The sequence below is a fragment of the Streptomyces apocyni genome (assembly GCF_009739465.1).
Classification (GTDB): domain Bacteria; phylum Actinomycetota; class Actinomycetes; order Streptomycetales; family Streptomycetaceae; genus Streptomyces; species Streptomyces apocyni.
Genome location: NZ_WHOM01000040.1, coordinates 204630 through 218727 on the forward strand (window position 1 = coordinate 204630; position 14098 = coordinate 218727).

At 70.9% G+C, this 14098-nt stretch carries 15 protein-coding genes; 9 read left to right on the forward strand and 6 right to left on the reverse strand.

The genetic code is table 11. The features are described 5' to 3' along the window. Positions 1-86 precede the first annotated feature (86 nt). The 6 genes from GCN81_RS08235 to GCN81_RS08260 all read left to right on the forward strand — a co-directional run bounded on the left by GCN81_RS08235 (position 87) and on the right by GCN81_RS08260 (position 6387). Complete coding sequence (locus tag GCN81_RS08235; protein WP_156723429.1) at positions 87-1682, forward strand: ABC transporter ATP-binding protein; 1596 nt, start codon at positions 87-89, stop codon at positions 1680-1682. Further along, the gene (locus GCN81_RS08240) at positions 1679-2815 is read left to right on the forward strand and encodes an ABC transporter permease (protein WP_156723190.1); all 1137 of its coding nucleotides are present in this window, start codon (positions 1679-1681) and stop codon (positions 2813-2815) included. The genes GCN81_RS08235 and GCN81_RS08240 overlap by 4 nt, the downstream gene beginning before the upstream one ends. Beyond that, a complete protein-coding gene (locus GCN81_RS08245; RefSeq protein ID WP_156723192.1) occupies positions 2815-4077 on the forward strand; it encodes an ABC transporter permease in 1263 nt (420 codons plus the stop codon). The genes GCN81_RS08240 and GCN81_RS08245 overlap by 1 nt, the downstream gene beginning before the upstream one ends. Then, entirely contained in the window at positions 4074-4469 is a 396-nt protein-coding gene (locus GCN81_RS08250) for a cytidine deaminase (protein ID WP_156723194.1), read from the forward strand. Before GCN81_RS08245 ends, GCN81_RS08250 begins: the two co-directional genes overlap by 4 nt. Positions 4470-4695: 226 nt before the next feature. Continuing rightward, complete coding sequence (locus GCN81_RS08255; protein ID WP_156723196.1) at positions 4696-5976, forward strand: thymidine phosphorylase; 1281 nt, start codon at positions 4696-4698, stop codon at positions 5974-5976. Between the two features lie 60 nt (positions 5977-6036). Then, positions 6037-6387 (forward strand): STAS domain-containing protein, encoded by a 351-nt coding sequence (locus GCN81_RS08260; protein ID WP_231626495.1) that lies wholly within the window; start codon positions 6037-6039, stop codon positions 6385-6387. Here the strand turns inward: GCN81_RS08260 and GCN81_RS08265 are convergent. The 3 genes from GCN81_RS08265 to GCN81_RS08275 all read right to left on the reverse strand — a co-directional run bounded on the left by GCN81_RS08265 (position 6292) and on the right by GCN81_RS08275 (position 9253). Next, positions 6292-7278: a sigma-70 family RNA polymerase sigma factor gene (locus tag GCN81_RS08265; protein WP_156723199.1), complete on the reverse strand. Its 987-nt coding sequence runs from the start codon at positions 7276-7278 to the stop codon at positions 6292-6294. The genes GCN81_RS08260 and GCN81_RS08265 overlap by 96 nt on opposite strands. A gap of 79 nt (positions 7279-7357) precedes the next feature. Continuing rightward, entirely contained in the window at positions 7358-7912 is a 555-nt protein-coding gene (locus tag GCN81_RS08270) for a methyltransferase domain-containing protein (protein WP_156723201.1), read from the reverse strand. Positions 7913-7930: 18 nt separating this feature from the next. Then, positions 7931-9253 (reverse strand): MFS transporter, encoded by a 1323-nt coding sequence (locus tag GCN81_RS08275; protein WP_156723203.1) that lies wholly within the window; start codon positions 9251-9253, stop codon positions 7931-7933. A gap of 62 nt (positions 9254-9315) precedes the next feature. Here GCN81_RS08275 and GCN81_RS08280 point away from each other — a divergent pair, with 62 nt between their 5' ends. After that, complete coding sequence (locus GCN81_RS08280) at positions 9316-10350, forward strand: LysR family transcriptional regulator (protein ID WP_156723205.1); 1035 nt, start codon at positions 9316-9318, stop codon at positions 10348-10350. Positions 10351-10363: 13 nt separating this feature from the next. Here the strand turns inward: GCN81_RS08280 and GCN81_RS08285 are convergent, their stop codons facing one another. After that, positions 10364-11263: an alpha/beta hydrolase family protein gene (locus tag GCN81_RS08285; protein ID WP_156723207.1), complete on the reverse strand. Its 900-nt coding sequence runs from the start codon at positions 11261-11263 to the stop codon at positions 10364-10366. A gap of 123 nt (positions 11264-11386) precedes the next feature. On the opposite strand from GCN81_RS08285, the gene GCN81_RS08290 reads away from it, so the two are divergent. After that, positions 11387-12562 carry an adenosine deaminase gene (locus GCN81_RS08290; RefSeq protein ID WP_156723208.1) on the forward strand — a complete coding sequence of 392 codons (1176 nt, stop codon included), beginning with the start codon at positions 11387-11389 and terminating at the stop codon, positions 12560-12562. 148 nt (positions 12563-12710) lie between these two features. Further along, positions 12711-13022 carry an ATP-binding protein gene (locus GCN81_RS08295; RefSeq protein WP_156723210.1) on the forward strand — a complete coding sequence of 104 codons (312 nt, stop codon included), beginning with the start codon at positions 12711-12713 and terminating at the stop codon, positions 13020-13022. Between the two features lie 115 nt (positions 13023-13137). On the opposite strand, the gene GCN81_RS08300 is transcribed toward GCN81_RS08295, so the two are convergent. Together GCN81_RS08300 and GCN81_RS08305 are read right to left on the reverse strand one after the other, a co-directional pair. Then, positions 13138-13344: a PspC domain-containing protein gene (locus GCN81_RS08300; protein WP_156723212.1), complete on the reverse strand. Its 207-nt coding sequence runs from the start codon at positions 13342-13344 to the stop codon at positions 13138-13140. Positions 13345-13411: 67 nt separating this feature from the next. Continuing rightward, positions 13412-14029 carry a VanZ family protein gene (locus tag GCN81_RS08305; protein ID WP_156723214.1) on the reverse strand — a complete coding sequence of 206 codons (618 nt, stop codon included), beginning with the start codon at positions 14027-14029 and terminating at the stop codon, positions 13412-13414. Between the last annotated feature and the right edge of the window lie 69 nt (positions 14030-14098).

Consider the following 14098-nt stretch of genomic DNA (forward strand, 5'->3'; position numbering starts at 1 on the left):
ACGGCACCGCCTCACCCGCACCACCGCCTCACCCGCACCACCACCTCCTCCGTCACCTCCTTTCCTCCGCCCCGAGGGAGTGCGCCATCACAGCCTCCACCGAGACCGCGGCCGTCGAGCTCCGCGGCATCACCAAGCGATTCCCCGGCGTCGTGGCCAACCACGACATCGACATCACCGTCCGCAGGAGCAGCGTCCACGCTCTGGTCGGTGAGAACGGGGCCGGCAAGTCGACGCTGATGAAGATCCTCTACGGCATGCAGAAGCCGGACGAGGGCACCATCACCATCGACGGCGAGCAGGTCTCCTTCAGCAGCCCCGGTGACGCGATCGCCCGCGGCATCGGCATGGTGCACCAGCACTTCATGCTCGCCGACAATCTCACCGTCCTGGAGAACGTCGTCCTCGGCGGCGAGAAGCTGTACGGCATCGGCTCCAGGGCCCGCAAGAAGATCCTGGAGATCTCCAAGGCCTACGGTCTCGGGGTCAACCCCGACGCCCTCGTCGAGCACCTCGGCGTCGCCGACCGCCAGCGCGTGGAGATCCTCAAGGTCCTCTACCGCGGCGCCCGCACCCTGATCCTCGACGAGCCGACCGCCGTGCTGGTCCCGCAGGAGGTCGACGCGCTCTTCACCAACCTGCGCGAACTCAAGGCCGAGGGCCTGGCGGTCATCTTCATCTCGCACAAGCTGGGCGAGGTGCTGAGCGTCGCCGACGACATCACGGTCATCCGGCGCGGCACCACGGTCGGCACGGCCATCCCGTCCGAGACGACCCCGCGTGCCCTCGCCGAGCTGATGGTCGGCAGTGAGCTGCCGGTCCCGGAGACCACCGAGTCCACGGTCACCGACCGCGTCGTCCTGGACGTCAAGGGCCTCACCCTGGGCGCCGAGGGCCGCAAGCCGCTCCTCGACCACCTCACCTTCGCCATCCGCGCGGGCGAGGTCCTCGGTATCGCGGGCGTCGAGGGCAACGGCCAGACCGAGCTGATCGAGACCCTGATCGGCATGAAGCACGCCGACTCCGGCACCATCACGCTGGACGGCGAGGACGTCACCGCCTGGCCGACGCGCAAGCGCCGCGAGCAGGGCGTCGGCTACATCCCCGAGGACCGCCACCGGCACGGCCTGCTCCTGGAGGCCCCCCTCTGGGAGAACCGCATCCTCGGCCACGTCACCGAAGCACCCAACTCCAAAGGTTTCTGGCTCGACCCCAAGGGCGCCAAGGCCGACACGGAGCGGATCGTCGAGGAGTACGACGTCCGCACCCCCGGCATCGAGGTCACCGCGGCCTCGCTCTCCGGCGGTAACCAGCAGAAGCTGATCGTCGGCCGCGAGATGAGCCACACCCCGCGCTTCCTGATCGCCGCCCACCCCACCCGGGGTGTGGACGTCGGCGCGCAGGCCCAGATCTGGGACGCGATCCGCCAGGCACGGCACGAAGGCCTTGCCGTGCTGCTGATCTCCGCCGACCTGGACGAGCTGATCGGCCTGTCCGACACCCTGCGGGTCATCTTCGACGGCCGTCTGGTCGCCGACGCCGACCCCGCCACCATCACCCCGCAGGAGCTGGGTTCTGCCATGACCGGTGCCGCCTCCGGCCACCTGGAGCATCCCGAGGACTCCCCGCCCGGGAACATCGCCGACCAGAACTCCGCGCAGACCGGGGGAGAGGACCGATGACACAGCAGACCCCCAAGGAGCTGAAGCGGGAGCTCCTCAAGGAGCGGGTGATCCTGGCGACCGCCGCGCCGGTGCTCGCCCTCGCCGTGGCCGTCGCCCTGACGTCGGTCATCCTGCTCGCCACCGGCAAGAACCCGTTCGAGCCGTACTCGCTGATGGTGAACTACGTCGCCGAGTGGCCCGATGTGCAGGTCCTGGTCATCAACCAGACCGTCACGTACTACTTCGCGGCGCTCGCGGTCGCCATCGGCTTCCGCATGAACCTCTTCAACATCGGCGTCGAGGGGCAGTACCGCCTCGGCGCGTGCATCGGCGGCATCGTCGGCTTCAACCTCCCGGCCCCCGGTGTCCTGAAGATGATCGCGGTCATCGTCACGGCCATGGTGGTCGGTGCGCTCTGGGCGGGCATCGCGGCACTGCTCAAGGTCACCCGCGGTGTCAGCGAGGTGATCGCCACGATCATGCTCAACGCCATCGCCGCCGCGATCATCGGCTACCTGATCCAGCGGGACGTCTTCGGCCACCAGCCCGAGGGCTCCAACGCCATCAACACCGGTGAACTCCCCGAGTCCGCCTGGTTCCCCGGCATTCCGTACGGCGACTACGAGATCTACGGCTTCCTGGTCATCGCGGTGCTGTGCGGCGTCGGCTACTGGGTGATGCTCAATCGCACCCGCTTCGGCTTCGACCTGCGCGCCGCCGGTGCCTCGGAGTCCGCGGCCCTCGCCTCCGGTGTCAGCGGCCGCAAGATGGTCGTCATCGCGATGCTCGCCTCCGGCGCCCTCGCGGGCCTGATCGGCATGCCCGTCCTGCTCGGCGAGTCCCACACCTTCATGTCCGACTTCCCGGCCGGTTACGGCTTCACCGGCATCGCCATCGCGCTGCTCGGCCGTAACCACCCGCTGGGCATGGCCTTCGGCGCGCTCCTGTGGGCCTTCCTCGACAAGGCGTCCACCACCCTCGACGACAACGGCTACGAGTCCGAGATCTCCGTGATCATGCAGGGCATCATCGTCCTCGCCGTCGTCATCGCGTACGAGTCCGTGCAGCGCTGGGGCCTGAAGCGCCAGCAGCAGAAGGTCGGGGCCGAGCTGGCCGCCGCTGCGAAGAAGAACGAGGAGGTGGCGCTCTGATGGCCGCCACGGCATCCGCTCTCGGCCAGCCCGAAGCCGGGCACGCCCGCCGCAAGTCGGGCTTCGACTGGCACCGCACGCTCTACTACGTCCTCGGCGGCCTGGTCCTCTTCTCGCTCGTCCGCACCCTCACCGGCACCAACGACATCACCTCCGTCGGCCAGGTGGCCGCCGCGATCTCCGTCGCCGTCCCGATCCTGCTCGCCGGTCTCGGCGGTCTGTGGTCCGAGCGCGCCGGTGTGATCAACCTCGGTCTCGAAGGCATGATGATCTTCGGTACCTGGTTCGGCGCCTGGGCCGGCTACCAGTGGGGCCCGTGGACCGGCGTCGTCGTGGGCCTGCTGGGCGGCGCGCTCGGCGCGCTGCTGCACGCCATCGCCACCGTCACCTTCGGCGTGAACCACATCGTCTCCGGTGTCGCCATCAACATCCTGGCGCTCGGCGCGACCCGCTTCCTGTCCAAGCTGACCTTCGGCGCGGAAGAGGGCGGCAGCACCACCCAGTCCCCACAGGTCGACCCGCTCGGCTCGCTGACCGTGCCAGGCCTGTCCGACTGGCTGGTCTCACTCAACGGCAAACACTGGTTCCTGATCTCCGACCTGGCGGGCTTCCTCGGCGCGCTGACCACCCGGCTGTCCTGGCTGTCGGTCCTCGCGATCGTGCTGCTGGTCGCGACGTACTTCATCCTGTGGCGCTCCGCCTTCGGCCTGCGCCTGCGGTCCTGCGGCGAGAACCCGATCGCGGCCGAGTCCCTCGGCGTCAACGTCTACCTCTACAAGTACGTCGCCGTGCTGATCTCCGGCGCGCTCGCGGGCCTCGGCGGCGTCTTCCTCTCCGAGGTGGCCGCCCCCTTCTACCGCGAGGGCCAGACCGTCGGCCTCGGCTACATCGGCCTGGCCGCGATGATCTTCGGTAACTGGCGGCCGGTGGGTGTCGCGATGGGCGCCCTGCTCTTCGGCTTCACCGGCTCGCTCAAGGAGCGCGGCGCGGAGAACGTCATGGCGATGTTCCTGCTGCTCGGCATCCTGCTGGCGGTCGTCGCGGTGTGGCAGTTCACGCGGAAGAAGTACCTCCAGTCCGGGCTGGCCGCGCTGGCCGCGCTCGCCGGTGTACTGACGTATCTGACGGTGGACGAGGTGCCCAGGCAGTTCATCGGCGCGGCCCCGTATATCGCGACCCTGCTGGTCCTGGCCCTGGCGGCGCAGAACCTGCGGATGCCGAAGGCGAACGGCAAGCCGTACCGGAAGGGGCAAGGCAAGTGACGGACGCCGACGTCGACTGGGAAGCCCTGCGCGATGCGGCGCGCGACGCCATGTCCCGCGCGTACGCCCCGTACTCGGGCTTCCCGGTCGGCGCGGCGGCCGTGGTGGACGACGGCCGCACCGTCACCGGCTGCAACGTCGAGAACGCCTCGTACGGGCTTGGCCTGTGCGCGGAGTGCGGCCTGGTCTCCGCGCTCCAGCTCTCGGGGGGCGGCCGCCTCACCCACTTCACCTGCGTGGACGGCAGCGGCGGGATCCTGATGCCGTGCGGCCGCTGCCGCCAGCTGCTGTACGAGTTCGGCGGCCCCACCCTGTTGGTCGACACCGCGAGCGGCGTCCGCCCGCTGTCGGAACTCCTCCCCGACGCGTTCGGCCCGGAGCACCTGGCGTAGCCGCGCCACGCTTCCTTCTCCCCTACCCCGCCCCTTCCCGTAACCGGGGCTCCGCCCCAGACCCCGGTCCTCAAACGCCGGACGGGCTAAAGATTCCGCAATCCAGCCCGGCCGGCGTTTGAGGCCATCTTTGAGCCCGGCCGGCGAGGCCTTTCGGGAAGGGGCGGGGTGGGGGACATATCTCTGACGCGCACCCCACCCACTCCCCTGGAAGGGACCCAACCCCATGGACGTCATCTCCGTCATCCGCACCAAGCGGGACCGAGGCGTACTCAGCGATGACCAGATCGACTGGGTCATCGACGCCTACACCCGCGGCGAGGTCGCCGACGAACAGATGTCGGCCCTGGCCATGGCGATCCTCCTGAACGGAATGACCCGCGCGGAGATCGCCCGCTGGACCGCCGCGATGATCAACTCCGGCGAGCGGATGAACTTCAGCGCTCTCACCCGCCCCACCGCCGACAAGCACTCCACCGGAGGCGTGGGCGACAAGATCACCCTCCCGCTCGCCCCCCTCGTCGCCGCCTGCGGCGCCGCCGTGCCGCAGCTCAGCGGCCGGGGGCTCGGCCACACCGGCGGCACCCTGGACAAGCTGGAGTCCATCCCCGGCTGGCGCGCCCTGCTGTCCAACGCCGAGATGCTGGACGTACTGGACACCACCGGCGCGGTGATCTGCGCGGCGGGCGACGGCCTGGCCCCCGCCGACAAGAAGCTGTACGCGCTGCGCGACGTCACCGGCACGGTCGAGGCGATCCCGCTGATCGCCTCGTCCATCATGTCGAAGAAGATCGCCGAGGGTACGGGCTCCCTGGTGCTGGACGTGAAGGTCGGCTCCGGCGCCTTCATGAAGAACATCGACGACGCCCGCGAACTGGCCTCCACGATGGTCGGTCTCGGCACGGACCACGGCGTGAAGACCGTGGCCCTGCTCACCGACATGGCCACGCCGCTCGGCCTGACGGCGGGCAACGCCCTTGAGGTGCGCGAGTCCGTCGAGGTCCTGGCGGGCGGCGGCCCGGCGGACGTCGTCGAGCTCACCCTCGCCCTCGCCCGCGAGATGCTGGACGCGGCCGGGATCAAGGACGCCGACCCGGCCAAGGCCCTCGCCGACGGCTCCGCGATGGACGTCTGGCGTCGCATGATCGCCGCCCAGGGCGGTGACCCGGACGCCACCCTGCCCACGGCCCGTGAGCAGCACGTCATCACCGCCCCCGCCTCCGGCACCCTCACCCGCCTCGACGCCTACGACGTCGGCGTCGCCGCCTGGCGGCTCGGCGCGGGCCGGGCCCGCAAGGAGGACCCGGTCCAGGCGGGCGCCGGTGTCGAGCTGCATGCCAAGCCGGGCGAGCGGGTCACCGAGGGCCAGCCGCTGCTCACCCTGCACACGGACACCCCGGAGCGGTTCGAGTACGCGATCAAGTCCCTCCAGGGCGCGTACGACATCGACACGCAGGGCGCGAACGGCTTCACCCCGAACCCGATCGTCCTGGACCGCATCGCCTGATCCGGTCGGTGACCCGTGGGCGGGGCGATGAGTTCCGCCCCGCCCACGGGTCACCCCTGTGTGACAGCTACCCAACCAATCGTCGTCGCCCTCGGCCCCCGCGTCTCCCCGGCCGAGGTGCCCCTGCTGTGCGAGCGGGTGAGAGCGGCACTGGAGCACTCCGGCGCCGACGAACTCATCTGCGACGCCGCGGCCGTCTCCGAACCCAACCTGGCCGCCGTGGACGCCCTCGCCCGGCTACGGATCACCACCCGCACGGCCGGGGCGAGGATGCGCGTCCGCGACCCCAGCACCCGGCTCTGCGAGTTGCTGCTCCTAGTGGGACTTGTCGAGGTGCTGGGGGAGGTCGAACATCGGGAACCAGCGGTCGGTGTCCAGGAAGTTGGTGATCTCGACGATCCTTCCCCCTGACATCTCGACGACCTGGAGCGCCCACGGCTCGTACCGCCCGGGTGTCTCGGTCGGGTGGTACTGGCCGAAGGCCGGCGTGCCGTTCGCCACCGTCGGGACCAGCAGGGAGCCGCGGCAGACCGCGCCATGGCCGAGCATCCAGCCGGTGATGTTGTCGTACCCCGTGAGCCACAGGTCGTAGGGCGGCATGGACAGTACGGCGTCCTCGTGCAGCAGCGAGGTCAGGGCGTCCATGTCGTAGCCCTCGAAGGCCGCGACATAGCGGTCGAGGAGTTTCTTCTGATCCTCGTCCAGCGGGTCGGCGAGGTCCGTCTCGCGCATCTCCCGCTCGCCGATGGTGGCCCGCGCCCGTTGCAAGGCGCTGTTGACCGAGGCGACCGAGGTGTCGAGCAGCTCGGCGACCTCGCTGGCCTTCCAGGCCAGCACCTCGCGCAGGATGAGCACCGCACGCTGCTTGGCGGGCAGATGCTGTAGCGCCGCCACAAAGGCGAGCCGCACCGACTCGCGCGCCACCGCCGTCTCCGCCGGGTCGGCGGTGGACGGCAGCACCCGGCCGTCCGGCACCGGCTCCAGCCAGGTGATCTCGGAGCGCTCACTGAGCACCGCGGCGGCGACCGGCTGCGCTGCGGTCAGGTCCATCGGCCGGGCGCGCTTGTTGCCCGCGTTCAGCATGTCCAGGCAGACGTTGGTGGCGATGCGGTACAGCCAGGAACGCAGGGACGAGCGCCCTTCGAAGCGGTCGTACGCCCGCCACGCGCGGACGAAGGTGTCCTGCACCGCGTCCTCGGCCTCGAAGCCGGAGCCGAGCATGCGGTAGCAGTACCCCGTCAGCTCGGTCCTGTGCTTCTCCAGGCCCGCGTCCAGATCGGTTTTCGTCGCGCTGTCACTCATCGGTCCACACCCCTGCCGAGCCTCCGAAACCAACACCTCGGAAGCTACCGCACCCCACTGACAATGGCGCCCGAAGAACTCAGCGGCCCGTCCCACCAGCGGCGGAAGCCCTATGCCTGGCGCGCACCGCGAGCAGCGTCCCGCCCTCACCCAGGGGCCGCCGCACCGCCGTGGCCCGGAATCCGCCGTCCCGGAGCCGCCCGAGCACCGCCGACTCCAGCGGACCGACGGCCCGCCCGCGAGGCGGCGCGAAGCACAGCAGCACCTGCCCGTCCGGCTCCAGGAGCCGGCCGATGGCAGCCACCTCCCGCGTCGCGGGCCCGGTCCAGAAGAGGTTGACGTCACTGGCCAGGATCTTGTCGTACGTCCCCAGCGACGCCGGGTCCACATCGGCCAGCGCCAGCTGCCGGAACTCGGCCCGTCCGGCGTCCACCACCGCCGCGTTGCGCGCCCGGGCGGCGGCGATCGCGGCGGCCGACCGGTCGATAGCCACCAGCTGCCCGTCCCCGCCCGTGAGCCGCTCACAGATCAGCGCGGCGGCGACCCCACGCCCGCAGCCGACCTCCAGAATCCGCTCGTCCGCCCGCACACCCAGCAGCTCGACCGCCACCGACAACCGCTCAGGAACCCGCATGCACCTTCTCTAGCGGGATTACGCGTGCGAGGCCAGCACCGGCCGCTGACCGGCCCGCGCCCGCGCCCGTGCCGCGTGCGCGCGCTCCACCCGTGCCGCATGGGTGCCGTACAGCGTCACCGACACCACCCCGAGCACCGCCACCAGGCCCAGCAGCACCGTGCCCTGCCAGCCCAGGGTGTGGAAGGCGACCGCGCCGAGTATGCCGCCCACGCTGCTGCCCAGGTAGTACGCCGACTGATAGAGAGCCGACGCCTGCGCCCGCCCCACCTCGGCCGTCCGGCTCACCGCGGAGGACGCGACCGTATGCCCGGCGAAGAACCCGGCGGTGATCAGCACCAGCCCCGCCAGCACCAGGGCCAGCACATCGGCGAGCGACAGCAGCAGCCCGGCGGTCGTCGTACCCACCGCCAGATACAGCGCCCCGCGCCGCCCGATCCGCGCGACCAGCTGTCCGGCCGCGGCCGATGACACCGTACCGACCAGGTAGATCAGGAAGATCGAGCCGACGATTCCCTGCGGCAGCGAGAACGGCTCGTCGACGAGCCGGTATCCGATCACCGTGTAGACGGCGCCGAAGACCACCATGAACAGCGCCCCGATGACGTACAGACGGCACAGCAGCGGATTGGCCAGGTGCCCGCGTACGGTCCGTGCCAGCTCCCGGGGCCGCAGCGAACCGGCCGTGAAGTGCTGGGGCCGGGGCAGCAGGACGCGGAACAGGACCGCGCACACCAGCGCCATCAGACCCACGGCGGCGAGCCCCGCCCGCCACCCCCAGGCCTGCGCGACCCAGCCGGTCAGCACCCGGCCGCTCATCCCGCCGATGCTGTTGCCCGCGACGAAGAGTCCGATCGCCGCGACCAGCGCCTTGGGCCGTACCTCCTCGGCCAGATACGCCATCGCCGACGCGGGCAGCCCCGCCAGCGCCGCACCCTGCACCGCCCGCAGGCCCACCAGCCAGCCCAGGCTGGGCGCGAACGGGATGAGCAGCCCGACCACCACGGCGACCGCCAGCGAAACCGTCATCAGCGTCCGCCGCCCGAACCGCTCGGAGAGCGCGCTCAGCGGCAGGACGCACAGCGCGAGCGCCCCCGTGGCGGCGGAGACCGTCCAGCTCGCGGTGTCGGCCGTGACGGCGAACTCGGCGGAGATCAGGGGCAGTAGCGCCTGCGTGGAGTACAGCACCGCGAAGGTGGCGAGCCCCGCGGCGAACAGCGCGAGGTTCATCCGGAGGTAACCGGCCCCGCCCGGTGCCAGGCGAGAGTCAAAGGGAGCAGAGGAATCGGAGGCAGGGGCGTCCGCGTGCCTTGCGAACGCCCTGCTACTGGCAGGAGGCATGCTTTGAATCTAAGGAGGTGCAGTTCATGCGTCCAATGCATAAACAGGCCATAATCAATCCCATGGCGCATGACCGCAGCACACGCCCCACACGACCCCCTTTTGTTGAGGCGAAAAACTATCCCAGCGACCCCAGCGACCCCAGCGACCCCAGCGACCTGAGCGACCTGAGTCCCGACTCCTGGTCCGCCCTCCTCGCCCCCCGCCTCGCGTACTTCGCCGCCGTGGCCCGTACCGAACACGTCACGCGCGCCGCGCAGCAGCTGGGCATCCCGCAGTCCACGCTCTCCCGCGCCCTGGCCAGGCTCGAACAGGACCTCGGCGTCGACCTGTTCGCCCGCCGCGGCCGCACCCTGTCGCTCACGGCGGCGGGCCGCACCTTCCTGGCCTCCGTCGAGCGGTCACTCGGCGAGATCGACCGCTCCGCTGACGACGTACGCGCGGACGCGGACCCCGCCACCGGGAAGGTCGCCTTCGGCTTCCTGCACACCATGGGCTCCGAAGCGGTCCCCGAACTCATCCGGGCCTTTCGTGTGGACCACCCCCGGGTGCGCTTCAGCCTCGTCCAGAACTACGGCGAGTGGATGATCGAACGCCTCCGCACCGGCGAACTCGACCTCTGCCTGACCTCGCCGGTCCCCGACGCCCCGGACCTGGTCGCCCGACGGCTGGCCGAGCAGCGCCTGAACCTGGTCGTCCCCGCCGACCACCGGCTGGCCACGCGCAAGCGCATCCGGCTCGCCGAGGCCGCCGACGAAGCGTTCGTCACCCTCGAACCCCCTTACGGGCTGCGCCGCATCGCCGACGCGCTGTGCGCCGAGGCCGGGTTCCGCCCACGGGTCGCCTTCGAGGGCGAGGACGCGGAGACCCTGCGCGGGCTGGTCGCGGCGGGGCTCGGGGTGGCGCTGCTGCCCCCTCCGGCGTTCGCCCGGCCCGGGGTGGTCGAACTCGCGGTGACGGCGCCGCGGGCGGTGCGCGAGATCGGCGTCGCCTGGCTGGCGGGCCATCCCGACACCCCACCCGTAGCGGCCTTCAAGCGCTTCCTGCTCACCCGCAAGGGCACGATCGCCGCCCCCGCGGGCTCCCTCCTCCCGTAGGGCCTGTCCGGCGCTACCTGCGCAACGCCCGCCCGAACCCCGCCGCCAACGGCATCCGCAGCCCCAGCGGCGGTGGCGCCGCGAGCGCGTCGGCGACGGGCCGCGAGAAGCCCCGCTCGTACAGCGACCCCTGTACGAAGTCGGTCACCAGCGCCAGCACCTCGTCCCGGTGCTGACGCAGCCGGTGTCCGTCCGTGTGCACCTCGAACCGGCACACCTCGCCGTTGACCTTCTTCGCTCGCTCCGCCAGCCGGAAGGACAGCTCCGGATCGCTCCGCGTGTCAACCGTCCCGTGCACGATCAGCACCCGCCGTCCACGCAACTGCCCCACCGGCTCCGCCACGGGCTCCCGCGCCGACGCGCCCTCGTCGCCCGCATCGCTCGCGCCGCCCGCATCGCTCGCGCCGCCCGGAAGCCAGGGCGCCAGCGCCACCACGGAGTGCACGGCGGGGTGTCCTGCCGCGTGCAGCGCCGCCCGGCCGCCCATGCCGACCCCGACGAGGCACACCGGAACGTCCCCGTACCGGCGTACGACCTCGTCCACAGCCCACTCCGCGTCCCGCGCAGGCCCCGCCTCCGGGCCGTTCCACCCACGACACCGGTAGCGCACCACATGCGCGACCAGCCCCGACCCGGGTTCCGCCCCCGCCCCCGACCCCGACCCTGACCCGGGCCCCGACCTCGACCCCGATGCGGACCCCGACCCCACTCCGGGCCACGCCCCCGACCCCCGTACCACCCGCCGCGCCACACCCCACGCCCCCGCCAGGGCCACCGAAGACGCTCGCCGCGCCGACACCTCAGCGCCGCCGGGCAGCACCAGCACCACCCCGTTGACCCCGGACCCTGCCGCCCTGCCGCCCAGAACCCGCCCAAGTCGGGCATCACGTACCGGTGTTGCTTGCTGCGCCATGACAGCAGAGTCTCAGAACCCCAGATGTACGGAGCCGGGCCGCGGGGTCACTGTTGGGTATCGACACGGAGCCGCCCCGCCGTCGCAGGCGCGCTCTACGCGCGTAGGCGGTAGAGTGCGCCAATGACGAGCCAGACCAGGAGCCAGGCCAGCCAGAGCGCTCCCACCCCGACCCCGGACCAGATCCGCCGCGCACCCAAGGTGCTGCTGCACGACCACCTTGACGGTGGCCTCCGCCCCGGGACGATCATCGACATCGCCCGCGAGACGGGCTATCAGGGTCTCCCCGAGACCGAGCCCGACAAGCTCGGCACCTGGTTCAGGGACGCCGCCGACTCCGGCTCCCTGGAGCGCTACCTGGAGACGTTCTCGCACACCTGCGCCGTCATGCAGACCAAGGAAGCCCTCTACCGGGTAGCCGCGGAGTGCGCCGAGGACCTCGCCGAAGACGGCGTCGTCTACGCCGAGATCCGGTACGCCCCCGAGCAGCACCTGGAGAACGGCCTCACTCTCGAAGAGGTCGTCGAGGCGGTCAACGACGGCTTCCGCGAGGGCGAGCGCCGCGCCAAGGCCAGCGGCCACCGCATCCGCGTCGGCGCCCTGCTCACCGCGATGCGGCACGCCGCCCGCGCGCTGGAGATCGCCGAACTCGCCAACCGCTACCGCGACCACGGCGTCGTGGGCTTCGACATCGCGGGCGCGGAAGCGGGCTTCCCTCCCACCCGCCACCTGGACGCCTTCGAGTACCTCAAGCGCGAGAACAACCACTTCACCATCCACGCGGGTGAGGCCTTCGGCCTGCCGTCCATTTGGCAGGCCCTCCAGTGGTGCGGCGCGGACCGCCTCGGCCACGGCGTCCGCATCATCGACGACATCGAGGTCGCCGACGACGGCACCGTGCAGCTCGGCCGCCTCGCCTCCTACGTACGCGACAAGCGCATCCCGCTGGAGATGTGCCCGTCGTCCAACCTGCAGACGGGAGCGGCGAGCTCCTACGCCGACCACCCGCTGGGTCTGCTGCGCAAGCTGCACTTCCGCATCACGGTGAACACCGACAACCGCCTGATGTCCGGCACGAGCATGAGCCAGGAGTTCGAACACCTGATCTCGGCCTTCGGCTACACGCTCGATGACATGCAGTGGTTCACAGTCAATGCGATGAAATCAGCATTCATTCCTTTCGATGAACGTCTCGCCATGATCAATGACGTCATCAAGCCCGGTTACGCCGAGCTCAAATCCGAGTGGCTTTTCCAGCAGACCGCCTCGACCAGCGCTTCTACCGCGATCCTGGGCTGAGTCGACCGCCACCCGCACCTCACACGAACGGCCGGAAGGGGAACCTTCCGGCCGTTTTGTATGCGTTGCGAAGCTCATCGGCGCCTGGATAGCTTGCGGGACCGCGCAAAGATCCCCGAAGACCCCCGGCTCAGAGGACATATCCAAGATGAAGCAGTCTGCCGCCAAGACCCTCGGTGTCGCCGCGATCGGCGCCGCGTTCGCCGCCGCCGCTGCCGGTACCGCAACGGCCGCCCCGGCGATCCCGGACGTCGCGCAGGGGCTCGGCCCCGTGTCCGGCGTACTGCCGATCGGCGACACGGCTGGGACGCTCCCGGCCGGTGCCCCCGAGGCCCTGGGTGTCGGCCAGGACGCGCTGGCGAAGGGCACTGACCCGGTCACCGGCCTGCTCGGCGGCCTCCCGCTGGAGGGTGTGGCGCCGGGCGGTCTCCCCGTCGGGACCGGTCTCCCCCTCGGCTGACCTCCCTGGTAGACCGATCGGCACCCGGCGTACGGGCGACCGGCACCCGGCACACGAACGGGGTGCGCACCACACGGTGCGCACCCCGTTCGCCGTGTACGCGGCGGTTGGCGGTTCACCAGCTCGCGGCGGCCGGCTCCGGCTTCTCGTTCGGGATCATGATCCACATCGCGAGGTAGATCAGAAACTGTGGTCCTGGCAGCAGGCAGGACACCACGAAGATCACCCGCATCGTGGTCGCCGAGGTGCCGAAGCGCCGTGCCAGCGCCGCGCACACTCCGCCAATCATCCGTCCGTTCTGGGGGCGGGCAAGTGCCGTCATGGTCGCTCCTTCACGCGGTGTCTGATGTTTTCCACCGTACGAGCGCGAAGGGGGCCAAAGCGTCCCGCTAGGGGGCGATCCCGACCCTGGGAATCGTCGGGGTCGACCCCTGAGAAGCGGCCTCGTCCCGCGGCGGCACGGACAGCCGCCGCATCCCGACCTCACCGACCCCGCCACGCACACGATCACCCACGCGATCACGCACGCGATGACCCACACGTACGCGACGACGCAGCCGGGCCCTGGCGGCTGGCACCACGGCGAGATGGGCCAGTGCGACGCCCACGGTGTTCAGGAACAGCGAGTCCACATCGACGACCTGGCCCGGCACCCCGGTCTGCGCCAGCGCGATACCCAGCGACAGCAGCGCACCGGCGGCGACCGTACGGGTCAGCGACGCCAGCGGCGACACCTGAAGCCGCCCGCCGACCATCGGAAGCAGCACCCCGAGCGGGGCGAGCAGCAGCAGTTCCCGGCCCAGACTGCGCACGGCCGCCTCGGGTCCCAGGGCGAGGTCGGCCTTGATCCCGGCCAGGGGCTGCAAATTGGCGGCGCTCATCCACGGCACGTCCAGGGGACGCAGGGTGAGCCAGCCGACGAGCAGAAGGTGTACGGCCAGGAGGAGCACTCCTGCCGCACGGAAGCGAGTGGCGACGTTGCCGCCGCGCGAGCCATGACGCTGCACGTCCCCCAAGACGCCAGCACGGCCAGGATCGGTTCCGCGTGCCCCCACGCGCTCCATCTCCGCCCACCA